Genomic DNA, 26,091 nt, shown 5'->3' with positions numbered 1-26,091 from the left:
TTCAATGTGAGGAATGTTGAGAGCAAAGTTTAGCGAGTTCTAGGATCTTATCGTCAACATTCTTGTTGCCGTCAGTTTCGATGTTTAGTTCAGCGCCGTTCGGACATTTAATCCGAATCTTGGTTTTCCGTTTCGCCGCCTGAAGCCACGTTCCTATCGACTTGATTATCAGAAGGACGGCTGGAGCCGACAGTGTCGCAGAGGCATATGGTAATGAGGCTTGAATCACGGGAAGAAAGTCACCTCCCATCCCCCCCGGCTCAAGGGGCGCGCGTTTCCGATCGAACATAACTTCGGAAACCCCTTCATCGCGAAGCCAGCGCATTAGGTCGGAACTGTTATGATCCGCCTTTTCGTCAAAGAACTCTATCTCCATGGAAACACCTTTCGCATGGATTGCCAGATAACATCATACGCCTCACACGCTTAAGGTGAAAGTATCTCGATCCAACCTTTGATGGTTAAATTCGCGAGGGCAGCCTGCTTGATCGCCGGGCTTAATTGGTCCCCGCCACCAATAAAGCCCGTCAGCACTTCCTTGGGATTAGGATAAGTTACCCTCGCATTTCTGGTGAAGGATCAAGACGTTCGCCCGATTCCGATCGGCGCTGCCGGCGAGAGGTCGCGTGCAAGACCGCTTCCGCGAAAGACGACCGCATAGGTAGCTAATCGGGATATCCGCTGAACTTCTCAGCCAGGAGGGATTCTGATCAAGACAGGCCCAATTTTCACCATTGCTATACCCCGCCGGCAAAGGGGGAGGGATTAGAGCCCATCGTGCGGCCGGATTTTCTCGGCGAATTTCTTCCAATGCCACCCAAGTGATTTGCCCGTCGGGTCGCTTGGCGACACCGCTGTCCGGCCCCCTTTGCAAAAATATTCTGATTTTCCGAAGGCGCAAATCACCTGTATAACCTTCGCCGTCCTGTCCCACAGAGGGGCGGCTCGAGATCGTCACGAACGCGGGACAGGATGCGGTGGACGCAAGCGGCGCCAAAGACGAGGGCGCTCGCTTTGCGGACGGCAAAATCGTGTGGTCCTGACGCCCCGACGCTGGCGTCAAGTTGGCGGAAGCGATTCCGCTGATGACGGTGGCAAGAAAGCCCGGTCACCGGGGAGAGCGCGCTATAAGCCGTAAAACCATTGCGCGGGGAATGCCGGACGTTTCCGGTGTGACCTGACAACGCGTGTGCTTAACTCCACTATCTCTGCACACGCGGCTATCGGGCGCATCGGGCGCCCGGCATTCCCTGCGCCCTCTTTTCGGAGAGGGCGGAAGGTTCGAAGCAAAGCTCGGGCGCATCGCGCCGTGAGAACGCCGAGTCGTGTCTTGCCGTCATTGCGGGACCCAGCGCACCACGTCCTCAGCTGTCGTCACCCGCCATCCGGTCCGGCCTTTGGCCGGCCGGACGACAGGCTCCGGCGGGTGACCCAGTATTCCAGAGACGCCAGTGGTTCATCGAGAGGCCGCGGCGTACTGGATCCCCCGCTTTCGCGGGGGATGACAACTGAGTTTGGTGAGGCACCGCGCACCTTTGAGCGGAAAAGTGCTACGCCCTTGCCGCCTTCTTGCGATACGCCAGGTGCACCGCGCAGTTGCAGCCCGGCGGATGCGCGGCCAGTTCGGGGGAGGCGATATCGTTGGCGGGCACGGCGGCCGGCGCCAGCGTCGGCATCGCCTCCTTGACGCGGCGGTCCTGCGCGGATTGATCCTGCGTTGGGATATAGTTCAAGACAGGCCCCAGCCAGCGCTCGGCTTCCGCGACACTCCAGCCTTTGCGCGCGGCGTAATCCTCGACCTGGTCGCGCTCGATCTTGCCGACGCCGAAATAGAAACTTTCGGCATGACCGAAATAAAGCCCCGAGACCGACGAGCCCGGCCACATCGCAAAGCTTTCGGTCAGCTTCACGCCGGCCGTGTTCTCGGCATCGAGCAGCGCAAACAGCGTCGCCTTCTCGGTGTGATCCGGCTGCGCGGGATAGCCCGGCGCGGGGCGGATTCCCTGATATTTTTCGAGGATGAGATCTTCCGGCGTCAACGCCTCGTCCGGCGCATAATTCCAAAATTCCCGGCGCACCCGCGCATGCATGCGCTCCGCAAAGGCTTCGGCGAGGCGATCGGCCAGCGCCTTGCACAGGATCGAGGAGTAATCGTCATTGGCATTTTTGAAACGGTCGGCGATGACATCCTCGCCTATGCCCGCGGTGACCACGAAGGCGCCGATATAATCGGGCACGCCGCTCGCGCTCGGGGCGATGAAGTCCGACAGCGCTGCATTGAAACGGCCCTCGCGCTTTTCCAGTTGCTGGCGCAGCGTGTGGAACGTAGCGATCTGCTTGGTTCGAGAATCGTCGGCATAGACCACAATGTCATCGCCCTGCGCGTTGGCCGGCCAGAAGCCGATCGTCGCCTGCGCCTTGAACCAGTTTTCCTTGATGATGCGGTCGAGCATCTTGCGCGCGTCGTCGTAGAGCGAGCGCGCGACTTCGCCGACCTTGGCGTCGTCGAGAATAGCCGGAAAACGCCCGGTCAATTCCCAGGTCTGGAAGAACGGCGTCCAGTCGATATAATTTGCCAGCTCGGCGAGGTCGTAATCCCGGAACGATTTGATGCCCAGGAACGCCGGCTTCTTCGGCGGCGTTTTCGCAAAATCGATCGTCACCGCGTTGGCGCGGGCGGCGGCGAGCTTCAGGCGCTTCTTGTCGGCCTGGGCGCGGAAATGGGCCGCGGAGATCTTGGCGTAGTCGGCGCGCACTTCGGCGGCATAGGCCTCGCGCCGCTCCGGCGAGAGCAGCGAGGAGGCCACCCCAACGGCGCGGCTGGCGTCGTTGACATGCACCACCGGCCCGCTGCGGTAGTTCGGGTCGATCTTGACCGCGGTATGGACGCGGCTGGTGGTGGCGCCGCCGATCAGCAGCGGCACATTCATGCCCTGGCGTTCCAGTTCGCCGGCCAAAAAGCTCATTTCGTCGAGCGAGGGCGTGATCAGGCCGGACAGGCCGATGATGTCCGCGCCCTCGGCCTTTGCGGTTTCGATGATCTTCGCCGCCGGCACCATCACGCCGAGGTCGATCACTTCAAAATTGTTACATTGCAGCACGATGCCGACGATGTTCTTGCCGATGTCGTGGACGTCGCCCTTGACGGTGGCGAGCACGATCTTGCCGGCGGAGTTTCGGCCGTCGCTGGCAATACCGTTGGCGAGGTTGCGCGCCTTTTCCTCTTCCATGAACGGCATCAGATAGGCGACCGCCTGCTTCATGACGCGGGCGGATTTTACGACTTGCGGCAAAAACATCTTGCCGTCGCCGAAGAGGTCGCCGACGATGTTCATGCCCGCCATCAGCGGGCCTTCGATCACGTTGAGCGGACGCTCGACGGTCAGCCGCGCCGCCTCGGTATCTTCCTCGATATATTCAGTGATGCCGTGCACCAGCGCGAGGGAAAGCCGCTTGTCGACCGGCCATTCGCGCCAGGCGAGATCCTGCTCCTTGGTCTGCTTGCCCTGGCCGCGGAATCGCTCCGCCAGCGCCAGCAACCGCTCCGACGCGCCGGGGTCGCGGTTGAGGACCACGTCCTCGCAGGTCTGGCGCAATTCGGGGTCGATGTCGTCATAGACGATCATCTGCCCGGCATTGACGATGCCCATGTCCATGCCGGCCTTGATGGCATGATACAGGAACACCGAGTGCATGGCCTCGCGCACCGGCTCGTTGCCGCGGAACGAGAACGACAGGTTCGACACGCCGCCGGAGATGTGCGCGTGCGGCAGGTTTTTTCGGATCCAGCGCGTCGCCTCGATGAAGTCGACGCCGTAATTGTTGTGTTCCTCGAGCCCGGTCGCGATCGCGAAGATGTTGGGGTCGAAGATGATGTCTTCGGGTGGGAAGTTCAGTTGCCCGACCAGGATGTCATAGGCGCGCTTGCAGATCTCGGTTTTCCGCGCGAACGTGTCGGCCTGCCCCGCTTCGTCGAACGCCATCACCACCACGGCGGCACCATGGCGCCGCGCGATTTTGGCCTCGTGGATGAATTTCGCCTCGCCTTCCTTCATCGAGATCGAGTTCACCACCGGCTTGCCCTGGACGCATTTCAGGCCGGCTTCGATCACCGCGAATTTCGAGGAATCGACCATCACGGGCACGCGGGCGATGTCGGGCTCGGCGGCGACGAGGTGGAGGAACGTCACCATCGCCTTTTCGGAATCCAGCAACCCCTCGTCCATGTTGACGTCGATGATCTGGGCGCCGTTCTCGACCTGGTCGCGCGCCACCTGAAGTGCTGCGGTGTAATCGCCCGCGGTGACGAGTTTGCGGAAGCGCGCCGAGCCCGTGACGTTGGTGCGCTCGCCAATATTTACAAAGGGGATCGCCGGCGTCAGTTCGAACGGCTCGAGCCCGGACAGCCGCAGCCGCGGTTCGATGGTGGGCACGATGCGCGGTCTGTGCGGCGCGACGGCGCCGGCAATGGCGGCGATATGATCCGGCGTGGTGCCGCAGCAGCCGCCGACGATGTTGACGAGGCCGGCCTGTGCGAATTCGCCGATCAGCCGCGCCATGTATTCCGGGCTCTCGTCGTATTGGCCGAATTCGTTGGGCAGGCCGGCGTTGGGATAGGCGCACACCAGGGTGTCGGCGACACGGCCGATATCGGCGATATGGGCGCGCAGATCCTCGGCGCCGAGCGCACAGTTGAAGCCGATGGTGACAGGCCGGGCGTGCCGCACCGAATTCCAGAATGCTTCCGGCAATTGCCCCGACAGCAGCCGGCCGGATTTGTCGGTGATGGTGCCGGAGATCATCACGGGCACGTCGATGCCGCGCTCTTCCGTGATCTCGGCGATCGCATAGAGCGCCGCCTTGGCGTTGAGCGTGTCGAAGATGGTCTCGACCAGCAGCAGATCGGCGCCGCCGTCCAGCAGGCCCTTGATCTGCTCGCCATAGGCCGTGCGCAGGTCGTCGAAGGTGACGGCGCGGTAGCCGGGGTTGGACACGTCGGGCGAGATCGAGGCGGTGCGGTTGGTCGGGCCGATGGCGCCGGCGACGAAGCGCGGCTTGCCGTCCTCCGCCGTCACCCGCGTGGCGGCGGCGCGCGCCAGTTTTGCGCCCTCGAGGTTCATCTCATAGGCAATGCTGGAGAGGTCGTAATCGGCCTGCGCGATCGAGGTCGAAGAAAACGTGTTGGTGGCGACGATGTCGGCGCCGGCGCGCAGATATTCGGCGTGGATGTCCTCGATCGCCTTCGGCTGGGTCAGGATCAACAGATCGTTGTTGCCGCGGAGGTCGCGGTGGAAATCCTTGTAACGTTCGCCGCGGAACGCGGCCTCGTCATATTCGAGGCCCTGGATCATGGTGCCCATGGCGCCGTCGAGTACCAGGATGCGCTCGCGGGCTGCCGCGAGCAAAGCGGTTCGCTTGGGGGAAACAGGCACGGTCATCGGTCAGGCGGCTTTCTGTGCGCCCTTGGGGCGAATACCGAGCAAATGGCAGATGGCGAACACGAGGTCCGCGCGGTTCATGGTGTAGAAGTGGAAGGTATCGATGCCGTGTTTGGCCAGCTTCTGCACCTGGCCCGCCGCAACGGTCGCAGCCACCAGCTTGCGGGTCTCGGCGTCGTCATCGAGGCCTTCGAATTTTGCGGCCAGCCAGTCCGGCACGGTGGTGCCGGCGCGGGTGACGAAATTGCGGGCCTGCTTGAAATTGTGCATCGGCATGATGCCGGGGACGACCGGAATGGCGATGCCGCGGGCCCGAACCCGGTCGAGGTAGCGAAGATAAAGGTCGTTGTCGAAGAACACCTGGGTGATGGCGCGGTCGGCACCGGCATCGACCTTGGCCTGGAGCACGTCGATGTCGGCATCGAAGTCGCGGCTTTCCGGGTGCTTTTCGGGATAAGCGGAAACCGAGACTTCGATGTCGCCATGCTGCCGCTTGATGCCCGCAACCAGTTCGGCCGAGGTCTGATAGCCGTCGGGATGAGTGGAGTAGGGCGTGCCGATGCCGCCGGGCGGGTCGCCGCGCAGCGCCACGATGTGGCGGACGCCGATATCGCGATAGCGGCCGACGATGTCGTCGATCTCGCCGCGGGCGGCGCCGACGCAGGTCAGATGCGCGGCCGGCAGCAGCTCGGTCTCCTTGAGGATGCGGGCGATGGTGGAATGGGTGCGCTCCCGCGTCGATCCGCCGGCGCCATAGGTCACGGAGACGAAGCTCGGCGACAGCGGTGCCAGACGCTTGATGGTCTCCCACAGGCTCCTTTCCATCTCCTCGGTCTTGGGCGGAAAGAACTCGAACGAAATCGCCGGCGTCCGGTGGCCGTCGGGCGCGGGGGGCGTAAACTCGGATATCGGCACCGCAAAACTCCGTTTCAAACCCGCCTGCGCGACAGCTCTAGCTGCAGAGCTCTAAAATAGGCCAAACGATGCCTCTTCAATAGCCCATCGCTCATGGGAAATTGCCCAATTTTTACAAGAAAAATGAAATATAGGTTCAATTTCACAGGGGGTGGGAAGGGAATCGACCAGGCACGGTTCCCGTCAAAATTGCCATATACAGCTATTTTAGACGATTAATGAATGGATGGCTGGGATGCCGATGACAATGCCCCGGATGGGCAGAATCAGAATTATGGGAACATCTGATTTTCGTCCCACTCGTCGTCTAGCCGGGCTCGCTGACCGGTCCTTCGCCGGCGCGCTCCTGATCTGCGCCGGACGAGGCTTTGTCGGCCCGATCCGGCGCACTAGGTTGGGGCCATGATACCGCTCTCGATCCTCGACCTTTCCGTGGTCACCACCGGCACCAAACCGGCGGCGGCACTGCGCAACAGCATCGATCTGGCGTGTCACGCGGACGCGCTGGGCTACGTCCGCTACTGGCTGGCCGAACATCACAATCTAGCTTCGGTCGCGAGCCCCGCGCCCGACCTGATGATCGGGCGGATCGCCGCGGTGACCAGCCGCATCCGGGTCGGCTCCGGCGGCGTGATGCTGCCCAACCATGCCCCGCTGGTGATCGCCGAGCGTTTCAAGATGCTGGAGGCACTGTTTCCCGGCCGCATCGATCTCGGCCTCGGCCGGGCGCCGGGCACCGATGGCGCCACCGCGCATGCGCTGCGCAGCCGGCTCGACCGCCGCGAGGGCGATGATTTCCTGGAACGGCTGCAGGAACTGATCCTGTGGGAGACCCGCGGTTTTCCGCCCGGCCATCCCTACAACAATGTGGTGGCGATGCCCGACGATTCGCCGCTGCCGCCGATCTGGCTGCTCGGCTCCAGCGACTACAGTTCGGAGCTCGCGGCGCAAGTCGGCATGGGTTTCGCGTTCGCGCATCATTTCGCGAGCTACGACGCGATCGAGGCGATGACCAATTACAAGGCGCATTTCAAGCCGTCGATCTGGCGCGCGACGCCGCACGGCATTCTAGCCGTGGCCGTAGTGGCGGCCGAAACCGATGCAGAAGCGGAAAAGCTCGCCTCATCGATGGACCTCAATCGCCTGCGCCGCGACCGCGGCCAGTATCTGGCGCTCCCCAGCATCGAGGAGGCGCTGGCCTATCCCTACACCGACTCCGAGCGCGCCTCGATCGCGCGCAACCGTTCGCGCCTGTTCGTGGGCAGCCCCGCCACTGTGATGCAAAAGTTGCAGCCGATGATCACGGCGAGTGGGGCCGACGAACTGATGATCATCACCGCTGTCTACGATCACGAGGCGCGCAAGAAATCCTATAGCCTGCTCGCGGATGCGTTCGGATTGGGGAAGAAGGTCGCGGCGTAGGAACCAACGCATAAACCCGCGTCGTCCCGGCCAAGCGAAGCGCGAGCCGGGATCCATAACCACAGGTGTTGGTTAGGCGGAAGGTGTCGACCACCGCTGCCTTATTGAGAGATCACGCGGTATGGGTCCCGGCGTTCGCCGGGACGACGTCAAACCTACTCCGCCTTTTCGCTGAACGTGCTCCGGAACGGATGGCCGGGATAGACGCCGACGATCCTGAACTCGCGCGAGAAGAATTTCAGCTCCTCAAGCGCGAAGGCCAGATTTTTGTCCTCGGGATGGCCGTCGACATCGGCGTAGAATTGCGTGGCGAAGAAATTGCCGTCGATCATGTAGCTTTCCAGCTTGGTCATGTTGACGCCGTTGGTGGCGAAGCCGCCCATCGCCTTGTAGAGCGCGGCGGGCAAATTGCGCACCCGGAATACGAACGAGGTCACCAGCGGCCCCGAACCCTGCGCGGCCCACTTCGCTTCGCGCGCCAGCACCACGAAGCGCGTGGTGTTGTGGGTTTCGTCCTCGACGTCCTCGACCAGGATATCGAGGCCGTAGATATCGGCCGCAAGGCGCGAGGCGATCGCGGCACAGCTCTTGTCGCCGCGCTCGGCGATGAGGCGCGCCGCGCCCGCGGTATCGCCCGACACGATCGGTCTGATGCCGCGCTCGCGGATGATGCGGCGGCATTGCCCGAGCGCGTGGACGTGGCTCTCAACAGTTTTGATATCCGCCAGCTTGGCGCCCCGCGGCGCCATCACCTGGTGATGGACCGGCAGGAAATATTCCCCGACGATGAACAGGCCGGACTGCGGCAACAGGTGATGGATGTCGGCGACGCGCCCGGCGACGGAGTTCTCGATCGGGATCATGCCGAGGTCGGCTTCCCCGGACGAGATCGCGGCCAGCGCGTCCTCGAAGGTCGCGCAGGGAAGCGGCTCGGCGTCGGGATAGGCCTCGGCGATGGCGATATGGGAATTCGCGCCCGGTTCGCCCTGGAATGCGATTTTCAGCTTTTTTGTCATGGTTGTGTTCCTGGCGCGCCTTGTAGCAGCCGCTCAGGCTTTTTCCAGAGCGTTTTCGAGCGAAGTGGATGCCGGTTCGCGTGAAGAAAACACGTCAAAACAAAATGACAAAGCCTCGTTCTGATTCAATCAGAACGAGGCTTTAATATTTCGCGCGCGGTTTCGAGATCGGCCGGCGTGTCGACGCCGAGCGGCACCGAACCCACGATGGCGGCGTCGATCCGCATGCTGGCCTCCAGGGCCCTGAGTTGCTCCAGCTTTTCCTGCCGCTCCAGCGTCGAAGGGGCGAGGGTGACAAAACGCTCCAGCGCCGTGCGGCGATAGGCATAAAGCCCGATGTGATGGTAGCGCGGGCCGTCGCCATAGGGCGCGGTGGCGCGAGTGAAGTACAGCGCCCGGAGCCTTTTGTCGCCCGACGGTGAGCCCACCAACTTTACGACACTCGGGTTCGTATGCTCCTCATCCCTGCGGATTTCGGCGGCCAGCGTTCCGATGTCCACGCCCGGATTTTCGAGCAATGCGAGCGCGGCGCGGACATCCTGAGGTGGAATGGTCGGCAGGTCGCCCTGCAGGTTGATGATCGCCTCAATCTCGCCACGGGGATCGAGCTGGCACAGCGCCTCGTAGATCCGGTCCGAGCCGGACGGGTGGTCGGGGCGCGTCATGACGGCTTCGCCGCCATGGGCGGTGACCACGGACGCGATCTCCGCCGTGTCGGTGGCGACCGCGACGCGGCCGATTTGGGCGGCCTCGGCCCGACGCAGCACATGGACGATCATGGGCAGGCCGGCGATATCCAGCAGCGGTTTGCCGGGCAGCCGGGTAGCCGCCATGCGGGCGGGAATCAGCACCAAGGCGCGAGTTTTGGTCATCAGAGTGAGGTCTGGGCCCGGTCGCTAACAAGCCGGAAATGATGGGGATGGGGCGAAAGCTGTTGCATTTATACGGGTTGCCAGAGCACGGGCAAACCGATATCTCATCGTGGCTTGCGGGTGCGGTGCGAAAGCCTGATTCCTGTAGCATCCGCGGCCGTTTCTCTCCGGCCTATAGTCGACATTTCCGGCCTGGAGCCTGATCCGAAAATGGACTCCTTCGAACTCAACAAAATTCTCGGTGCCATTCTGGGCACCTGCCTCATTCTGCTGGTGACGAGCTTCACCGCCGGCGCGCTCTTCGCGCCCAAGCTGCCGGAGAAGCCGGGCTTCGCCATCGTCGCGAAGGCCGAAGGCGAAGCTGCCGGTCCCAAGGAAGCCGCCGCGCCGTCCGAGCCGATCGAGAAGCTGCTGCAGACCGCCTCCGTCGAGAAGGGCGCGGCCGCCGCCAAGAAGTGCGCGGCCTGCCATACCTTCGAAAAGGGCGGACCCAACCGCGTCGGTCCCAACCTTTTCGGTATCGTCGGCGACCACAAGGGCGAGGGCCGCGGGTTCAATTTCTCCGCCGCCATGAAGGCCAAGGGCGGCGAGTGGACCTTCGACGACCTCAACAAGTTCATCGACAATCCCAAGGGCTTCGTCCCCGGCACCGCGATGGGCTTTGCCGGTATCCAGAAGGACAGCGAGCGCGCCGACGTGATCGCCTATCTGCGCTCGCTCTCGGACAGCCCGGTTCCGCTGCCGACCGCGTCGAAGTAACGGCGTTTCGGCTTTCCGATTAAATTGAGTGCAAACGGCCAGGCCCACCGCCTGGCCGTTTTGCTATGGGCGCATCGGTTCCCAGGCCGGCCGGCGGCCCTTCCCATCGGGACGTTTGGTCGCAGGATCGGCCTTCACAACCTAGTATCATGAGGAAAAAGCAACTTAATCGGTCGAAACCTTGCCTTATATTGCGCTTCTAAGGGGTAATGTTTCGCAAGCGACAGGAATTCTTCTTTGGCAATTACCCGACGACATTTTCTGCAGAGTGGAGCCTTTGCCACGGTCGCCCCCGCTTTGGGAGCCGCGGCCGTTTTCCCGTCGGTCGGCCCGGCGGCGGCACAAACAGCGAGCGGCGAACCGGCCTGGCGGCACGCGCTGTCGCTGTTCGGCGACATCAAATATCCGGCCGATTTCAAGCGTTTCGACTACGTCAATCCGGATGCGCCCAAGGGCGGCATCGCCCGCATGATATCGATCGGCACCTTCGATAATTTCAATACCGCCGTCATGGGCGTGAAGGGCTCGATCGCGCCGGCGGCAACGATCATCTACGAAACGCTGATGACGCGGTCTCAGGACGAGGTCGCCACCGAGTATGGCCTGCTCGCCGAAAGCGTCGCTCACCCCGATGACTTTGCCTGGGTGATCTATCGCCTTCGCAAGGAGGCCCGCTGGCACGACGGCAAGCCGGTGACGCCGGAGGACGTGATCTTCTCGCTCGATGTGTTGAAGAAATACAGTCCGATGTACGCCTCGTATTATCGCCACGTCGTGAAAGCCGAAAAGAGCGGCGACCTCGATGTCAAGTTCAGCTTCGATTCCCCTGGAAATCGCGAATTGCCGACCATCGTGGGCGAACTGACGGTCTTGCCGAAGCACTATTGGGAAGGCACCGATAGTCAGGGCCGCCAGCGCGACATATCGGCAACGACGCTCGAACCACCGCTGGGCTCCGGGCCCTATCGCATCAAGGAATTCGTTGCCGGCCGGTCGGTCAAGCTGGAGCGGGTCAAGGATTATTGGGGCGCCAGCCAGGCGACGCAGTTGGGCCAGAACAATTTCGACGAGTTGCGCTTTGAATTCTTCCGCGACAATTCGGTCGCCCTGGAGGCGTTCAAGGCCGACCAGGCCGACTGGATCTCCGAGAATTCGGCAAAGCAATGGGCCACGGCTTACGACTTTCCGGCGGTTGCGGAAAAGCGCGTCGTGAAGGAAGAGTTTCCGGTCAACGATTCCGGCCGGATGCAGGCGTTCGCCTTTAATCTGCGCCGCGACCAGTTCAAGGACGCCCGGCTGCGCCGGGCATTCAACTTCGCCTACGATTTCGAGGAGATGAACAAGCAGCTGTTCTATGGTCAATACAAGCGTATCGACAGCTACTTCTCTGGAACGGAGCTCGCTTCTTCGGGCTTGCCGGAGGGGCAGGAGCTTCAGATTCTCGAGACCGTGCGCGACAAGGTGCCTGCGGAAGTCTTCACCACCCCTTACACCAATCCCGTCGGCGGCAATTCGGAAGCGGTGCGCGCCAATTTGCGGGAGAGCATGAAGCTTCTGAAGGATGCAGGATACGAGGTACGCGACCACAAGCTGGTGGACGCCGCGGGCAAGCCAGTGACCGTCGAAATCCTGGTTCAGGATCCGGCAGCCGAGCGCATCGCGCTGTTCTACAAACCGTCGCTGGAACGAATCGGCGTGACGGCCTCGGTGCGCGTGGTCGATGATGCCCAATATCAGAACCGTCTGCGCGCCTTCGACTTCGATCTGATTATCGACCAGTGGGGACAATCGCTGTCTCCCGGAAATGAGCAGCGGGAATTCTGGGGATCGCAGACCGCGGATCAGCCCGGCTCGAAAAATACTGTGGGCATCAAGAATCCCGCCATCGATGCGCTGATCGACAAGGTGATCTTCGCCAAGGATCGCGCTGGCCTGGTGGCCGCAACCAAGGCGCTTGACCGCGTGCTGCTGTGGAATTTCTACGTCGTGCCGCAGTTCACCTATCCCTTCTCCCGCTACGCGCGCTGGGACCGTTTCAGCCACGCCGAGCCGCTGCCGAAATACGGTCGTTCCGGCCTGCCGTCATTGTGGTGGTTCGACGCCGACAAGGCCGCCAAGATCGGCAAACGATCTTGAAGGATCTTTCGCGCATGGCGCTGCCTTCCCGCCGTCATGTGCTCGGCCTGGGAATCGGCGCGTTGAGCGTGCCGCTGCTGCGGCCGGCAGCCGCGGCCGAAGTCGGGACCGAGGCTCACGGCATTTCGGTGTTCGGTGACCTGAAATATCCGGCTGACTTCCATCATTTCGACTATGTCAATGTCGACGCGCCGAAGGGTGGCTTGTTTTCACTGATCCCGTCGGTTCGCGCCTACAACCAGTCTTATTTCACCTTCAACTCCCTCAACGCCTATATCCTGAAGGGCGAGGGCGCGCAGGGTATGGACATGACGTTCGTCTCGCTGATGGCGCGCGCCAATGACGAGCCCGACGCGATGTACGGGCTAGCCGCGAAATCGGTGCAGATTTCGCCCGACAAGCTCACCTACCGCTTTTCGATGCGGCCCGAGGCGCGGTTTCACGATGGCTCGAAGCTGACCGCGCAGGACGTCGCCTTCTCGCTGACCGCGCTGAAGGAAAAGGGCCATCCGCTGATCGTGGTTCAACTGCGCGACCTCGTGAAAGCCGAAGCCTTCGACGATGTGACCGTGGTGGTCACGCTGGCCGAAAAGCATGCACGCGACGTGCCGCTCTATGTCGCGGGCCTGCCGATCTTCTCCAAGGCCTATTATGCGACGCGCCCGTTCGAGGAATCGACGCTCGACACGCCGCTCGGCTCGGGCCCGTACAAGGTCGGCAAGTACGAGGTCAACCGCTACATCGAATACGAGCGCGTCAAGGATTGGTGGGCCGCCGATCTTCCCGTCAACCGCGGCAGCTACAACTTCGATATTGTGCGTTACGAATTCTACCGCGACCGCGATGTCGCTTTCGAGGGCTTCTCGGGCAGGAATTATCTCTATCGGGAGGAGTTCACCGCGCGGATCTGGGCCACACGCTATGACTTTGCGGCCGTCAAGGACGGCCGCGTCAAGCGCGAGACCCTGCCGGATCAAACGCCGTCCGGCGGACAGGGCTGGTTCTTCAACACTCGCCGCGACAAATTCAAGGACCCGCGCGTGCGCGAGGCCGTGGGCTGCGCGTTCGATTTCGAGTGGACCAACAAGACCGTCATGTACGGCGCCTACGCGCGTACCTGTTCGCCGTTCCAGAATTCGGACATGGTGGCGGAGGGACCACCGTCGCCGGAAGAGCTGAAGCTGCTCGAGCCGTTCCGCGGCCAGGTGCCGGACGAGGTGTTCGGTTCGCCGTTCGTGCCACCGGTGTCGGACGGATCGGGGCAGGACCGGACACTGCTGCGCAAGGCGTCGCAATTGTTGCAGGAGGCTGGCTGCGTCGTCCGGGACAACAAGCGGTTGCTGCCGAACGGCGAGGTTTTCACGATCGAATTTCTGCTCGACGAACCGTCGTTTCAACCGCACCATGCGACCTTCATCAAGAATCTCGGTCAACTCGGGATCGAAGCCGGCATCCGGCTGATCGACGCCGTGCAATACCGCGCGCGTGTCGAGGGGTTTGATTTCGATGTGACGACAGAGCGCATGAGCATGTCGGCGACGCCGGGCGACAGCCTGCGGCCGTATTTTTCGTCGCAGGCTGCCGCCACCAAAGGCTCCTTTAATCTCGCGGGCGTTGCCAGTCCCGCGATCGACGCTCTGATCGAAAAGGCCATCGGCGCCGAGACGCGTGCCGATTTGACCTTTGCCTGCCGGGCGCTCGACCGGGTGTTTCGGGCTGGCCGCTATTGGGTGCCGCAGTGGTTCAGGTCCACGCATCCGATCGCCTATTGGGACGTATTCGACCATCCTGCCAAGCCCGCGCGGTATGCCCAAGGCGTCGGCGCGCCGGAAAACTGGTGGTTCAACGCCAACAAGGCGGCCAAGGCCGAGCAGGCGAAATAATTCATGAACGCCTATATCGCCCGCCGCATTCTCTTGATGATTCCCACGCTATTGGGCATCCTGTTCGTTTCCTTCATCGTCGTGCAATTCGCGCCGGGTGGCCCGGTGGAGCGCGTCATTGCACAGCTTTCCGGTGCCGACACCGGTGGCACCTCTCGCATTTCAGGCGGCGGCGGCGATTTCGGCCCGCGCGGCCAGGTCGGCGCTTCCGCCGACGCCGTCAATTCGAAATACCGCGGCGCCCAGGGGCTTGATCCGGATTTCATCAAGAGCCTGGAAAAGCAGTTCGGTTTCGACAAGCCGGCGCCGGAACGTTTTGCGCTGATGGTGTGGAATTTCGCCAGATTCGATTTTGGCAAGAGCTATTTCCGCGACGTCAGCGTGCTGCAGCTGATCAAGGAGAAATTGCCGGTCTCGATGTCGCTCGGGATCTGGATGACGCTTCTGACCTACCTGATCTCGATCCCGCTCGGCATCCGCAAGGCGGTCAAGGACGGCACGAAGTTCGACACCTGGACCTCGGCGGTGATCATCGTCGGTTTCGCCATTCCGGGCTTCCTGTTCGCGATCCTGTTGATCATCCTGTTCGCCGGCGGCTCGTTTCTGAACATCTTTCCGCTGCGCGGACTGACCTCCGACGGCTGGTCGCAGTTTCCCTGGTACTGGAAGATCATCGATTATTTCTGGCACATCACGCTGCCGCTGATCTCGATGGCGCTGGGGGCGTTCGCCACCATGACGCTCTTGACCAAGAACTCGTTCCTCGATGAAATCCGCAAGCAATATGTGATGACCGCGCGCGCCAAGGGCTGCAGCGAGACGCAGGTGCTCTACAATCACATCTTCCGCAACGCCATGCTGATCGTGATCGCCGGTTTTCCCGGCGCGTTCATCCACGCCTTCTTCTCGGGTTCGCTCTTGATCGAAACCATTTTCTCGCTGGACGGGCTCGGCCTGCTCGGCTTCGAGAGCGTGCTGAACCGCGATTATCCTGTCGTGTTCGGAACGCTGTTCATCTTCTCTCTCGTCGGCCTTGTGGTCAATCTGATCTCCGATCTCGCCTACATGTGGATTGATCCCAGGATTGATTTCGAGGCGCGGGAAGTCTGATGACGATCATCGCGCCGCCCCCGGTCGAAACCACCACGCAGGCCCCGCTCGGCGAGGCCGTACCGGTCACGCGGCACCGCTTCACGCCGTCGCCGCTCAATCGCCGCCGCTGGCAGAACTTCAGGTCGAACCGACGGGGTTACTGGTCGTTCTGGATCTTCATGATCCTGTTCTTCGTCTCGCTGTTCGCCGAGCTGATCGCCAACGATCGCCCGTTCCTGATCAAGTTCAACGGCCACCTGTACTGGCCGGCCTTCATCACCTATTCGGAGACAACCTTCGGCGGCGACTTCGAGACCGCCGCCGACTACCGCGATCCCTATTTGCAGAAGTTGATCAAGGAAAAGAACGGCTTCATCGTCTGGCCGCTGATCCGCTATTCCTACGACACCCACAATCTCGACTTGCCGACGCCGGCGCCCTCGAAGCCGACCTGGATGCTGACCGAGGCCGAATGCAAGAGCGTGGTCGAGAAGAAGGGCCTCAAGAGCTGCCGCGACCTCGAATACAACTGGCTCGGCACCGACGACCAGGGCCGCGACGTGGTCGCGCGCCTGATCTACGGTTTTCGCATTTCCGTGCTGTTCGGCCTCACGCTGACTTTATTTTCGTCGATCATCGGCGTCGCCGCCGGCGGCGTGCAGGGTTATTTCGGCGGCTGGACCGATCTGATCTTCCAGCGCGTGATCGAGATCTGGAACGCCATCCCCTCGCTGTATCTCTTGCTGATCATCTCGGCGGTGCTGCCGCCGGGCTTCTTCATCCTGCTCGGCATCCTCCTGCTGTTCTCCTGGGTGTCGCTGGTCGGCCTGGTGCGCGCGGAATTTTTGCGCGGCCGCAATTTCGAATACATCATGGCGGCGCGCGCCCTCGGCGTCTCCAACGCCACCATCATGTTCCGGCATCTCTTGCCGAACGCCATGGTCGCGACCATGACCTTCCTGCCGTTCATCGTGTCGTCCTCGGTGATGACGCTGACCGCGCTCGACTTCCTCGGCTTCGGATTGCCGCCGGGCTCGCCGTCGCTCGGCGAATTGCTGTCGCAGGGCAAGGCCAATGTGCAGGCGCCCTGGCTCGGCTTCACCGGATTCTTCGCGGTCGCGATCATGCTGTCGCTCCTGATCTTCATCGGCGAAGCCGTGCGCGACGCGTTCGATCCGCGCAAGACGTTCAGGTAGGACCCGCATGGACGCCATCAACCAGCCCCTGCTCGATGTCCGCGATCTGTCGGTGGCGTTCCACCAGCCGAGCGGCACCTCGGTCGCGGTCGATCATATCTCCTACGAAATCAGGCGCGGCGAGTGCGTGGCGCTGGTCGGGGAGTCCGGTTCCGGCAAATCCGTCAGCGCCCTGTCGATCCTGAAGCTGCTGCCGTACCCGACCGCGTCGCACCCTTCGGGGAGCATCCGCTTCAAGGGAAGGGAGTTGCTTGAGCTCTCGGAGCACAATATCCGCGGCATCCGCGGCAACGACATTTCGATCATCTTCCAGGAACCGATGACCTCGCTCAATCCGCTGCACACGATCGAGTCGCAGATCGTCGAGATCCTGCACCTGCACCAGCCGGTCAGCGGCGCGATGGCGCGGACGCGGACGCTGGACCTGCTGACGCAGGTCGGCATTCCCGAACCGGAAACGCGGCTCGCCAGCTACCCGCATCAATTGTCCGGCGGCCAGCGCCAGCGCGTCATGATCGCGATGGCGCTCGCCAACGAACCCGACCTGTTGATCGCGGACGAGCCGACCACCGCGCTCGACGTCACCGTGCAGGCGCAGATCCTGGCGCTGCTGGCGGACATCCGCACCCGGCTCGGCATGAGCCTGTTGTTCATCACCCATGATCTCGGCATCGTGCGCCGTATCGCCGACGTCGTCTGCGTCATGAACGGCGGCAAGATCGTCGAGCAGGGGCCGGTGGAGCAGGTGTTCAACGCCCCGAAACATCCCTACACAAAAGCGCTGCTGGCGGCGGAACCGAAGCCAGATCCGGCGCCGCCGCGCCCGGAATCGCCGGTCGTGATTTCTTCGCGCGATCTGAAGGTGTGGTTTCCCATCAAGCGCGGCCTCTTGCGCGCGACCGTCGGGCATATCAAGGCGGTCGACGGCGTCACGCTGTCGGTGCGCAAGGGCGAGACGCTGGGCGTGGTCGGCGAATCCGGCTCCGGCAAGACCACGCTGGGGCTCGCGCTGTTGCGGCTGATCTCCTCCGACGGGCCGATCGTGTTTTTGGGCAAGGACATCCAGGGCCTGCGCTTCAAGGCGATGCGGCCGTTCCGCCGCGACATGCAGATCGTGTTCCAGGACCCGTTCGGCGCGCTCTCCCCGCGCATGTCGGTCGGCGATATCGTCGCCGAAGGACTGAGCGTGCATCAATCCGCGCTGTCGCGGGAGGAGCGCGAAATGCGGGTGATCAAGGCGCTCAGGGATGTCGGCATGGATCCGGCGACGCGGTTCCGTTATCCGCATGAATTCTCCGGCGGCCAGCGCCAGCGCATCTCGATCGCGCGCGCGGTGGTGCTGGAGCCGAATTTCGTCGTGCTGGACGAGCCGACCAGCGCGCTCGACATGCTGTTCCAGGCGCAGATGGTCGACCTGTTGCGCGAGCTGCAGCGCAAGCGCGATCTGACCTACATGTTCATCTCGCACGATCTGCGCGTGGTAGCCTCGCTGGCGAGCCATCTGATCGTGATGCGGCACGGCAAGGTGGTCGAGGAGGGCCCGGCTTCGGAATTGTTCAAGAACCCGAAGACCGACTATACCCGCGCTCTGTTCGCCGCCGCGTTCCGGATCGAGGCGGCGCCGGGCGGCGCGGTCGCGGAATGATTGCCGCGGATTCCCTTGTACCTCTGCCGGTGGAGAGGTGAAGATAGAGTCTCGGCATCTCACCCCAGCCGCTTGATCGCGATGATTTCGCTGCCGGCGGCCTTGATGCGGGCGATGGCCTCGCGCGTGTTTTCAATCGCGGTCGCCATGTGATGGGCGTTGGCGTGGACGATGGTGCCGGCGTCGCGCACGATCGCGACATGGCCCTTCCAGAACATCAGGTCGCCGCGCTCAAGCCGGCTGGATTCCGATAGCCCCAATAACCGGCCGAGGCTCTCCTGCTGCATATCGCTGTCGCGCGGGCAGCCGGTGCCGGCAGCGTTCAGCGCGACCTGGACCAGGCCGGAACAATCGATCCCAAAACTGCTCTTGCCGCCCCACAAATACGGCGTGCCGACGAAGCGTTCGGCCACCGCGACGAAGTCCCCCACAAAGCGATCGATGCCGCCGAGATGCTGGCGCGGCAGATACCAGCCCTCGCGCGTGACGGCGAACGGGCCGTCTTCGCGGATCACGCCGACCAGCGCTCCCATCACCAGCGTCTCGGCCGGCCGCAGCTTGATCGATGGCCCGGGAAAGGCAAAGGTTCGGATCGCCGTCACCTTGTGCGTCGGCGCCGCGGCAGGCTTAGTCAGCGCGCGATCGGGCAGCCAGCCGACATAGCCGTCGCTGTTGAGCTGCCCCCAGGCAAAGCCTTCGCCATCCCGGTCATAGATGGTGACGCGCTCGCCCTTCAATGCCTGCGTCAACAGCGGGGCTTCGCTGGAAGGACGCTCGCGAACAGGCGCGATGACGTCCGATATTTCGAACTCCTCGCCTGTGACAAAACGCTCAGCCTTGACCTTGCCTTCCAGATATTTGGCGGCAAGATCCGGCCGCGCCGGCGTCAGGCGTGGATCATCCATAGCGTTCCCCGAGCAGTTTGAAGATCGCGCGCGCGGCCTGACACTCGCCGCCTTCCGGGCGCCCTGGCTTTGCCGATGGCGTCCAGCCATAGATGTCGACATGCAGCCAGCTTTTCGCGGCCTCGACGAAGCGCTGCAGGAACAGCGCGCAGGTAATCGAGCCGGCAAAGGTGCCGCCCGGCGCGTTGTTGACGTCGGCGACCTTGGAATCGAGCCAAGCGTCGTAGGGCGGCCACAGCGGCAATCGCCATAACGGATCGTTCTCCTCGCTGGCGCAGCGCGCCACGTCTTGCGCCAGCGTCTCATCATTGGTGTAAAAGGGCGGTAAATCCGGCCCCAGCGCTACGCGCGCCGCACCGGTCAGCGTGCCCATATCGATCAACAGATCCGGTTTTTCCTCGTCCGCCAGCGCCAGCGCATCCGCCAGCACCAGCCGGCCCTCGGCGTCGGTGTTGCCGATCTCCACCGTGATGCCCTTGCGCGAGGGGAAGACGTCGAGCGGGCGGAAGGCGTTGCCTGAAACCGCGTTCTCGACCGCGGGGATCAGCACCCGCAGCCGCACCTTCAGCTTCGCATCCATCACCATCTGCGCCAGCGCCAGCACGTTGGCGGCGCCGCCCATGTCCTTCTTCATGATCAGCATGCCGGCGGACGGTTTCAGATCGAGCCCGCCGGTATCGAAACAGACGCCCTTGCCGACCAGCGTCACCCTGGGATGACCGGGATCGCCCCAGCGGACATCGATCAGCCGCGGCGCGCGCGATGATGCCCTCCCGACCGCGTGGATCAGCGGAAAATTCTGTCGCGTCAGCTCTTCGCCGACGATGCAGTTGAAACTGGCGCCGAAGCGCTCGGCAAGAACTTGCGCCGCCAGCGCCAGTTCTTCCGGCCCCATGTCGTTCGACGGCGTATTGATGAGGTCGCGGGCCAGCGTGGCCGCCTCCGCCATGCGCGTGATGGCGGCGATGTCAACGCCGTCAGGAGGCACCAATCTTACGTCCGAACCATCCGCCTTGCGGTAGCGGCCGAAGCGATAGCTGCCGAGCGCGAAGGCCAGCGCGGCGAGGCGCGCATCGTGCGGCGCGTTGGCAAAGCGATAGACGCCAGGCGACAGCAGGCCCGGCAACTGCCCGGGCCTGAACAAATCGCGGTATTTGCTGCTCGCGTCTTCCAGGCCGAACAGCACGTGCGCGATGCTGCCGTCCACGGCCGGCAGCGCAAGGTACGATCCGGGCTTGGCGGCAAAGCCGTTTGCCAGCGCGAACTGCCGGGCCTCTGGGGCAAGGCCGGCGCAGATCGCCTCCCAATTCGCTTTGGTTGCGAAGCTGATGGGAATGGCAGTTACGTCGGGCGCGGTCTCGAACCAGGAAGGCATGCTGTTCTCGGGCTTCGATTGAAACGGATCAGGACCGCGGAACGGGTGAATTGTCCTGACATTCGCGGGCTCTTTGCTTCTACATTGGCTTGCGGGACCAAACCAGCCTGGACGGCTGGTCCAGCGTTGTTTCCGGATGTTTCGCGCGGTGACATCCAGGTGATTTGACGCGCACGCGTGACTCCTGTCTACGCTGTTGCTAAGAGCGTTGCCTTTGCGTATCAGGCGACGGAGCCGGGAGAAACGATGGTCCAGAATCCAACCCGTTTTCGCAATTTCCTGACGCGCAGCCTTGCCGTCACCACGTTGCTGTTCATGTACGGTTTCAGCCTGATCGGCGGGTCGGCGCTGCTGTTGGGAGCATCCACGACATCGGCGCTTGCCGGCGGTCATGGAGGTGGTGGCGGAGGTCACGGTTTCGGCGGAGGTCACGGTTTCGGTGGCGGCCACGGTTTCGGCGGGGGTGGTTTCCGCGGTGGCGGCTTTCGCGGCGGATTCGGTTTCGGCTACCCCTATTATGGCTACGGCGGATACTGGCCCTATTACGACGACGAGGGCGTTTGCTATGTGGTTCGGCAGCGCGTGAAGACGCGCCATGGCTGGGGAATTCGCCGCGTCTCGGTCTGCGAATAATGGCAATGCCGCTCGGCGCCGTCGGTTGAGGCCATTTCTCTCGCGAGTGTGCGAAGCGCCTTAAGTTCGGCGAGCGCCGAAGGGCCCGGTGCAGTTGCGACCGATTATCGGCCGCAATTCCACACATTGCCGATCGGCGTCTGGGTCCAGCACGGACCGAAGCCGCCGCCGTTCCAGCGGCCGCGATAGAAGCGCGGGCCGCCATACCACCAGACCTGGTTCGGGTGTCGCGCTTCCTGCGCCTCGATCTGCTCGGGTGTACGGTAGCCGGGCAAAAAGCCGTAACCGTGCCAGTGGCGCACCACAGGCCGCTTGCCATGCGCCGGCGCCGCCATTGTTGCCGTCGCCGACAACAGCAGGACCGCGACCGCCATCGGACCGAAGAGATTTCGCAACATTCAAGACGTCCTTCCCGTTCGGGCCCAAAGCATGATCCGGAAAAGTGGATACCGGTTTTCCGAAAAGATCATGCTCGAACAAGAGATGAGATCATGATCCGATCAATCGGATCATGATCGAGCCTGCATGCACTACACGGCGTGGGGCGATCGTGATAGGCTTTCGCGATCACAAAATCCGGCGAGGATGCATTGGGGGTCGGCGCTTCACCATCAACGCCGGTCTTGCACTATCGGAATGTCATTCTCTGAACGGGGAGGGAATGCGATGGACGTTGCGTGGAGTATTGTCGTCGTCGTCGGTCACGCGATCGAAGCGGTGTTCGCCTATCTGGAGAGCCATCACTGGATCTTCGGATTTCTGGCACTGGGCTATATCTTCTACCTTCAGGACAGAAGCTTGCATGCCCGCTTCGATGCGCTCGACAAGCGGATCGATGAAATCAGGAAGCGCCTGGCTATCGAGTATTGACCGGTTGGGCTCGGCCGCCGTCCAGTGGGTGGCTTGATCCGAACTTTCATCACGCAAGCGAGCGCATCCCGATTCAGGCCTCCGGCCCAGATCTCATCACCGGCCTCTGCATCCCGGCCGCCGGGCCCGGTTGCGCTGCACGCGGCAATTAACCCGACGTTAGGGTTAACAGCCTATTGCTGACACGTCCGGCTCTGTCTATCCGCCAAAATCATGAGTTAAGTGCATGCGTCAGCAGTCCAGTCTTGCGCGGCTTCTTGCGTCCGCGGCAATGACGGCGATTTTGGCCGTCGGCCTCGGCGGCTGCCAGACCATGTCCGACATCACCGGATCGATCACATCGAAGTCCGAAGCTGCGCCGGGCCCTGATGCCGATCCGCGGCGCGCGGTGGATTCCTATGGCGATCGTTATCGCGCCAGCCCCAAGGATCCCGACGCCGCCTTGGCCTACGGCCAGGCGCTACGCGCCACCGGGCAGCGCGCCCAGGCCGTCGCGGTGTTCGAGCAGGCCACCCTCGTCCATCCCGGCAACAAGGCGCTGATGGCCGGTTACGGCCGCGCGCTCGCCGATAACGGAAATTTCCAGCAGGCGTTCGACGTGCTCAGCCGCGCCCATTCGCCCGACAATCCGGACTGGCGCATTCTGTCGGTGCAGGGCACCGCGCTCGATCAGCTCGGCAAGCACGACGAGGCGCGGCGCTATTACGACAGCGCCCTGAAGATCGTGCCCGAGGAGCCCTCGGTGCTGTCGAACCTCGGCCTCTCTTATGTGCTTTCCAAGGATCTGCCGAAGGCGGAAGAGATTCTCCGCCGGGCTTACGCCAGCGGCAAGGCAGATGCGCGGGTGCGGCAGAATCTCGGCCTGGTGGTCGGCCTGCAGGGCCGCTTCGCCGAGGCCGAAACCATCGTCAAGGGTGATCTGCCGGCGGACGAGGCGGCGGCGAATGTCGCCTATCTCAAGGAGATGCTGAACCGCAAGGACGGTCCGCGCCTCGGAGCGGATGCTCCGCGCGTCGGCGCGCCTGCGACGATTCCGGTGGCGTTGGCCAGTCGGCCGAATTGATCGGGACGGATCGCGCTGAACCCAAAATCTGGGCAAGATCGTCATCCCTGTGAACCCAAGGGATCCAGTCCAGTAATCGCCGGTGAGGTTCGTTTGATGAAGAATATCGAGCGCGCACTCTTAGAGGCTGTCGGGGCGCGTATTGCGGCTGACGGATTCGAGAGCAAACCAGTCAGTCGGTCTTTCCTTCGGCGCGTTCCTGCCGGGAGAGCCTCTTTGCACCTTGCGTTCATTAAGCACCCACGCGACTTTGATGTCGTTGCGGATGTTGCTGTCAGGTGTGATGATCTTGAAGATCTCATCAATGCGAATAACGCGCTGCTTAGCAAGAAGGATAAGGGACAAACGTATTCGCTGGGGGCCGAGCTGGGGAACAATGCGGGGGAAGGCCAGATGCGTTGGAGTGTGGCCTCGTCTGCCGATGTTAACCAAGTTGCTGATCAGCTCGTGGCAGCCTTCAAGGAGATTGGACTGCCGTATCTTGACAGAGCGGCTACTCCGGAAGGCGCATACAAGCTATTGACAGGTCCAGGACGTGACGCATGGCTGCACAGCCCAATTCACGCCTCTCGGGCAAAGCGAATCGTTGGGCTCGCCAAGATTCTTGGCCGAGCGGATGAGCTATCAGTGAGAGCCAGAGAGAACCTTCTGTTGCTAGAAGACACCAAAGATCTGGGCTTGCAGGACTTCATGCGATTCGTCGCTAACCTTGGCGTCAACGTCTGAGCCTCCCGTGCTGCACGCTCCGCCACCCTCTTCATTTCGGGGGAGCGTTCCGGATATTCGCAGGACCACAGGTTTCGAACCCGGGGCCTTTACTGGATCGCCCGGTCAAGCCGGGCGATGACGGCATCACACAAAATTACGGTGAGCGGTTGCATGGTGTTGAGGTAGTCCGCCGGCCTCACTGCATCGCGGCGACCTTGATGCCGGTCGGCCCGAGGATGACGACGAACAGCACCGGCAGGAAGAACAGGATCATCGGCACGGTCAGTTTCGGCGGCAGCGCTGCGGCCTTCTTCTCGGCCTCGTTCATGCGCATGTCGCGGTTTTCCTGTGCCATGACGCGCAGGCTCTGCGCCAGCGGCGTTCCGTAGCGCTCCGACTGCATCAGCGCCAGGCAGACCGACTTGACGCCTTCAAGCCCGGTGCGCTTCGCCAGGTTTTCGTAAGCCACCTTGCGGTCCTGCAGGTAGGACAGTTCGGCCGTGGTCAGCGTGAATTCCTCCGACAGCGCGATCGACTGGCCCACGATCTCGGTCGAGACCTTGCGGAACGCGACTTCGATCGACATGCCGGCTTCGATACAGATCAAGAGCAGGTCGAGCGCGTCGGGAAAGGCCCGCTTGATCGACAGCTGGCGCTTGCTGATCGCGTTCTTCAAGAACATCATCGGCGCCTGTAATCCGAGATAAGCGGTTCCGATGCAAATACCGATCTTGACCGGCAGCGATTTCTCCATATGCGAAATCACGAACACGTACAGGATCGAGGCCAGGAACATGACGATCGGCGTCACCAACCGGAAGAACAGGAAGGTGATGTAGGGCGCCTGACCGCGATAGCCGGCCATGGTGAGCTTTTCGCGCGCGGCTTCCTGCGCCAGCCATTTTCCGAGGTTGAAGTCTTCCACCACCTTGGAAACCAGCTGCTTCGGAGTCTGGCGCAGGGTTACCTTTTCGCTCTTGTTGAGGCGGTCGCGTTCCCGCTGCCGGATCCGTTCGCGTTCATTGGCGACCGCCTTCATGCGCTTTTGCAGGCCTTCGCCCGCGAACAGCGGCATGATCAGCGTGTAGGCAGTCGCGCTTACGGCGATGGCGGCGAGCAACATCGCCATGAAGTGGGCATCGTGGATCTTTTCGATCAGAAACTGGATCATACTGCACCTTCAGAAGTCGAAGTTGATCATTTTCTTCATTACGAAGATGCCGATGGACATCCAGACCACGCAGCCGACCAGCATCAATTGACCGGTCGGATGGGTCCACAGCAGCGAGATGTATTCCGGGGTCGATAGATAGACCAGCAGCATGACGATCGGCGGCAACGAGCCGATGATCCCCGCCGACGCCTTGGCTTCCATCGACATCGCCTGGATCTTCTCCGCCATCTTCTTGCGGTCGCGCAGCACCTTGGACAGGTTGCCGAGCGCCTCGGAGAGATTGCCGCCGGATTTCTGCTGGATCGCGATGACGATTCCGAAAAAGTTCGCCTCCGGCACCGGCATGCGTTCAAACAGGCGCGCGCAGGCCTCGCCGAGCGGCATGCCGATCGCCTGGGTTTCGATGATGGCGAGGAACTCGCCCTTGAGCGGCTCCGGCGCGTCGGCGGCGACGACCTTGATCGATTCGAACAGCGGCAGGCCGGCCTTGATGCCGCGAACGATCACGTCGACGGCGTCCGGCAGTGCCTTGAGGAAGTTCTTTTCCCGCCGCTTCTTCAGGAAGCTCAAAGCCCAGCGCGGCAGGCCGAAACCGGCGGCGAAGGCGAGGCCCACGGCGGCAAGCAGCCCGCCGCCGGCCGCAATGGCGCCCACGAAGAAGACCGCGGCAAGAACGCCCGAGACGACCATGAATTTCTGGGTAGACCAGTCGAGTCCGGCCTGCATCAGGCGCGTAGACAGCGCCACCTTGCTTTCCTTCTGCCGCCGCGCCTCGAGATCCCTCAGCGACGATTCGACCTGCTCGCGGCGCGAGCGCTGGGTCTTGTCGACGCCGCGGGCGGCGGTCGGCTCCGACTTCGCCACCGACGCCCGGCGGCTCTCGGCTTTTCTCTCCCCCGACAGCAGGGGATAGATGAACACCCAGGCAATGCCGCCGATTGCGGTGGCGGCGAGGAAGGCCAGTGCGAGCGCTTGAATTTTCATGGGCT

At 62.5% G+C, this 26,091-nt stretch carries 21 protein-coding genes; 11 read left to right on the top strand and 10 right to left on the bottom strand.

The features are described 5' to 3' along the window. Position 1: 1 nt before the first annotated feature. The 3 genes from B5525_RS47710 to metF all read right to left on the bottom strand — a co-directional run bounded on the left by B5525_RS47710 (position 2) and on the right by metF (position 6,347). Complete coding sequence (locus B5525_RS47710) at positions 2-325, bottom strand: effector-associated constant component EACC1 (protein WP_425305289.1); 324 nt, start codon at positions 323-325, stop codon at positions 2-4. 1,225 nt (positions 326-1,550) lie between these two features. Continuing rightward, positions 1,551-5,438 carry a methionine synthase gene (metH, locus tag B5525_RS05480; protein ID WP_079565089.1) on the bottom strand — a complete coding sequence of 1,296 codons (3,888 nt, stop codon included), beginning with the start codon at positions 5,436-5,438 and terminating at the stop codon, positions 1,551-1,553. Between the two features lie 3 nt (positions 5,439-5,441). Beyond that, positions 5,442-6,347 carry a methylenetetrahydrofolate reductase [NAD(P)H] gene (metF, locus tag B5525_RS05475; RefSeq protein WP_079572978.1) on the bottom strand — a complete coding sequence of 302 codons (906 nt, stop codon included), beginning with the start codon at positions 6,345-6,347 and terminating at the stop codon, positions 5,442-5,444. 408 nt (positions 6,348-6,755) lie between these two features. Here metF and B5525_RS05470 point away from each other — a divergent pair, with 408 nt between their 5' ends. Next, positions 6,756-7,775 carry an LLM class flavin-dependent oxidoreductase gene (locus B5525_RS05470; RefSeq protein WP_079565088.1) on the top strand — a complete coding sequence of 340 codons (1,020 nt, stop codon included), beginning with the start codon at positions 6,756-6,758 and terminating at the stop codon, positions 7,773-7,775. Positions 7,776-7,930: 155 nt separating this feature from the next. Here B5525_RS05470 and B5525_RS05465 read toward each other — a convergent pair whose 3' ends face one another. Next, the gene (locus B5525_RS05465; RefSeq protein ID WP_079565087.1) at positions 7,931-8,791 is read right to left on the bottom strand and encodes a prephenate dehydratase; all 861 of its coding nucleotides are present in this window, start codon (positions 8,789-8,791) and stop codon (positions 7,931-7,933) included. A 125-nt stretch (positions 8,792-8,916) separates the two neighbouring features. Then, complete coding sequence (locus B5525_RS05460; protein ID WP_079565086.1) at positions 8,917-9,663, bottom strand: 3-deoxy-manno-octulosonate cytidylyltransferase; 747 nt, start codon at positions 9,661-9,663, stop codon at positions 8,917-8,919. A 210-nt stretch (positions 9,664-9,873) separates the two neighbouring features. Between B5525_RS05460 and B5525_RS05455 the strand changes: the two genes are divergently transcribed. From B5525_RS05455 to B5525_RS05430, 6 genes are all read left to right on the top strand, one after another. Beyond that, positions 9,874-10,422: a c-type cytochrome gene (locus B5525_RS05455; protein WP_079565085.1), complete on the top strand. Its 549-nt coding sequence runs from the start codon at positions 9,874-9,876 to the stop codon at positions 10,420-10,422. 237 nt (positions 10,423-10,659) lie between these two features. Beyond that, positions 10,660-12,558: an extracellular solute-binding protein gene (locus B5525_RS05450; protein ID WP_079565084.1), complete on the top strand. Its 1,899-nt coding sequence runs from the start codon at positions 10,660-10,662 to the stop codon at positions 12,556-12,558. Positions 12,559-12,572: 14 nt separating this feature from the next. Beyond that, positions 12,573-14,441, top strand: coding sequence for an extracellular solute-binding protein (locus B5525_RS05445; protein WP_079572976.1), 1,869 nt, complete (start codon positions 12,573-12,575; stop codon positions 14,439-14,441). Between the two features lie 3 nt (positions 14,442-14,444). Beyond that, on the top strand, positions 14,445-15,551 hold the full coding sequence (locus tag B5525_RS05440; RefSeq protein WP_079565083.1) for a microcin C ABC transporter permease YejB: 1,107 nt from the start codon (positions 14,445-14,447) through the stop codon (positions 15,549-15,551). Then, entirely contained in the window at positions 15,551-16,729 is a 1,179-nt protein-coding gene (locus B5525_RS05435) for an ABC transporter permease (protein ID WP_079565082.1), read from the top strand. The genes B5525_RS05440 and B5525_RS05435 overlap by 1 nt, the downstream gene beginning before the upstream one ends. Before the next feature lie 7 nt (positions 16,730-16,736). Next, complete coding sequence (locus B5525_RS05430) at positions 16,737-18,374, top strand: ABC transporter ATP-binding protein (protein ID WP_079565081.1); 1,638 nt, start codon at positions 16,737-16,739, stop codon at positions 18,372-18,374. Positions 18,375-18,433: 59 nt separating this feature from the next. On the opposite strand, the gene B5525_RS05425 is transcribed toward B5525_RS05430, so the two are convergent. Continuing rightward, positions 18,434-19,279, bottom strand: coding sequence for an NlpC/P60 family protein (locus tag B5525_RS05425; protein ID WP_079565080.1), 846 nt, complete (start codon positions 19,277-19,279; stop codon positions 18,434-18,436). Beyond that, positions 19,272-20,654, bottom strand: coding sequence for a leucyl aminopeptidase family protein (locus tag B5525_RS05420; RefSeq protein WP_079565079.1), 1,383 nt, complete (start codon positions 20,652-20,654; stop codon positions 19,272-19,274). The genes B5525_RS05425 and B5525_RS05420 overlap by 8 nt, the downstream gene beginning before the upstream one ends. 246 nt (positions 20,655-20,900) lie before the next feature. Here B5525_RS05420 and B5525_RS05415 point away from each other — a divergent pair, with 246 nt between their 5' ends. Continuing rightward, on the top strand, positions 20,901-21,287 hold the full coding sequence (locus tag B5525_RS05415) for a hypothetical protein (protein ID WP_079565078.1): 387 nt from the start codon (positions 20,901-20,903) through the stop codon (positions 21,285-21,287). 104 nt (positions 21,288-21,391) lie between these two features. On the opposite strand, the gene B5525_RS05410 is transcribed toward B5525_RS05415, so the two are convergent. Next, on the bottom strand, positions 21,392-21,685 hold the full coding sequence (locus tag B5525_RS05410; RefSeq protein WP_079565077.1) for a hypothetical protein: 294 nt from the start codon (positions 21,683-21,685) through the stop codon (positions 21,392-21,394). A gap of 268 nt (positions 21,686-21,953) precedes the next feature. Here B5525_RS05410 and B5525_RS05405 point away from each other — a divergent pair, with 268 nt between their 5' ends. The 3 genes from B5525_RS05405 to B5525_RS05395 all read left to right on the top strand — a co-directional run bounded on the left by B5525_RS05405 (position 21,954) and on the right by B5525_RS05395 (position 23,946). After that, complete coding sequence (locus B5525_RS05405) at positions 21,954-22,157, top strand: hypothetical protein (RefSeq protein WP_079565076.1); 204 nt, start codon at positions 21,954-21,956, stop codon at positions 22,155-22,157. Positions 22,158-22,383: 226 nt separating this feature from the next. Continuing rightward, positions 22,384-23,220, top strand: a complete 837-nt coding sequence (locus B5525_RS05400; protein ID WP_079565075.1) for a tetratricopeptide repeat protein — start codon at positions 22,384-22,386, stop codon at positions 23,218-23,220. A gap of 96 nt (positions 23,221-23,316) precedes the next feature. Continuing rightward, positions 23,317-23,946 (top strand): hypothetical protein, encoded by a 630-nt coding sequence (locus B5525_RS05395; RefSeq protein ID WP_079565074.1) that lies wholly within the window; start codon positions 23,317-23,319, stop codon positions 23,944-23,946. 178 nt (positions 23,947-24,124) lie between these two features. Here B5525_RS05395 and B5525_RS05390 read toward each other — a convergent pair whose 3' ends face one another. After that, positions 24,125-25,099: a type II secretion system F family protein gene (locus B5525_RS05390; protein ID WP_079565073.1), complete on the bottom strand. Its 975-nt coding sequence runs from the start codon at positions 25,097-25,099 to the stop codon at positions 24,125-24,127. A 9-nt stretch (positions 25,100-25,108) separates the two neighbouring features. Then, positions 25,109-26,086 carry a type II secretion system F family protein gene (locus B5525_RS05385; RefSeq protein ID WP_079565072.1) on the bottom strand — a complete coding sequence of 326 codons (978 nt, stop codon included), beginning with the start codon at positions 26,084-26,086 and terminating at the stop codon, positions 25,109-25,111. Positions 26,087-26,091: the final 5 nt, after the last annotated feature.

The sequence above is a fragment of the Bradyrhizobium erythrophlei genome (assembly GCF_900129505.1).
GTDB lineage: Bacteria > Pseudomonadota > Alphaproteobacteria > Rhizobiales > Xanthobacteraceae > Bradyrhizobium > Bradyrhizobium erythrophlei_D.
Note: the sequence above shows the minus strand (reverse complement) of the source record. Positions and strands in the feature narration are given on the sequence as shown.

What these genes read in the sequence shown, in the direction of transcription:
- B5525_RS05470 (WP_079565088.1), top strand. Translation starts at nt 6,756, where the DNA reads ATGATACCGCTCTCGATCCTCGACCTTTCCGTGGTCACCACCGGCACC.
- B5525_RS05410 (WP_079565077.1), bottom strand. Translation starts at nt 21,685, where the DNA reads ATGTTGCGAAATCTCTTCGGTCCGATGGCGGTCGCGGTCCTGCTGTTG.
- B5525_RS05400 (WP_079565075.1), top strand. Translation starts at nt 22,384, where the DNA reads ATGCGTCAGCAGTCCAGTCTTGCGCGGCTTCTTGCGTCCGCGGCAATG.
- B5525_RS05440 (WP_079565083.1), top strand. Translation starts at nt 14,445, where the DNA reads ATGAACGCCTATATCGCCCGCCGCATTCTCTTGATGATTCCCACGCTA.
- B5525_RS47710 (WP_425305289.1), bottom strand. Translation starts at nt 325, where the DNA reads ATGCGCTGGCTTCGCGATGAAGGGGTTTCCGAAGTTATGTTCGATCGG.
- metH (WP_079565089.1), bottom strand. Translation starts at nt 5,438, where the DNA reads ATGACCGTGCCTGTTTCCCCCAAGCGAACCGCTTTGCTCGCGGCAGCC.
- B5525_RS05435 (WP_079565082.1), top strand. Translation starts at nt 15,551, where the DNA reads ATGACGATCATCGCGCCGCCCCCGGTCGAAACCACCACGCAGGCCCCG.
- B5525_RS05415 (WP_079565078.1), top strand. Translation starts at nt 20,901, where the DNA reads ATGGTCCAGAATCCAACCCGTTTTCGCAATTTCCTGACGCGCAGCCTT.
- B5525_RS05460 (WP_079565086.1), bottom strand. Translation starts at nt 9,663, where the DNA reads ATGACCAAAACTCGCGCCTTGGTGCTGATTCCCGCCCGCATGGCGGCT.
- B5525_RS05420 (WP_079565079.1), bottom strand. Translation starts at nt 20,654, where the DNA reads ATGCCTTCCTGGTTCGAGACCGCGCCCGACGTAACTGCCATTCCCATC.
- B5525_RS05455 (WP_079565085.1), top strand. Translation starts at nt 9,874, where the DNA reads ATGGACTCCTTCGAACTCAACAAAATTCTCGGTGCCATTCTGGGCACC.
- B5525_RS05395 (WP_079565074.1), top strand. Translation starts at nt 23,317, where the DNA reads ATGAAGAATATCGAGCGCGCACTCTTAGAGGCTGTCGGGGCGCGTATT.
- B5525_RS05465 (WP_079565087.1), bottom strand. Translation starts at nt 8,791, where the DNA reads ATGACAAAAAAGCTGAAAATCGCATTCCAGGGCGAACCGGGCGCGAAT.
- B5525_RS05405 (WP_079565076.1), top strand. Translation starts at nt 21,954, where the DNA reads ATGGACGTTGCGTGGAGTATTGTCGTCGTCGTCGGTCACGCGATCGAA.
- B5525_RS05390 (WP_079565073.1), bottom strand. Translation starts at nt 25,099, where the DNA reads ATGATCCAGTTTCTGATCGAAAAGATCCACGATGCCCACTTCATGGCG.
- B5525_RS05425 (WP_079565080.1), bottom strand. Translation starts at nt 19,279, where the DNA reads ATGGATGATCCACGCCTGACGCCGGCGCGGCCGGATCTTGCCGCCAAA.
- B5525_RS05445 (WP_079572976.1), top strand. Translation starts at nt 12,573, where the DNA reads ATGGCGCTGCCTTCCCGCCGTCATGTGCTCGGCCTGGGAATCGGCGCG.
- B5525_RS05430 (WP_079565081.1), top strand. Translation starts at nt 16,737, where the DNA reads ATGGACGCCATCAACCAGCCCCTGCTCGATGTCCGCGATCTGTCGGTG.
- B5525_RS05385 (WP_079565072.1), bottom strand. Translation starts at nt 26,086, where the DNA reads ATGAAAATTCAAGCGCTCGCACTGGCCTTCCTCGCCGCCACCGCAATC.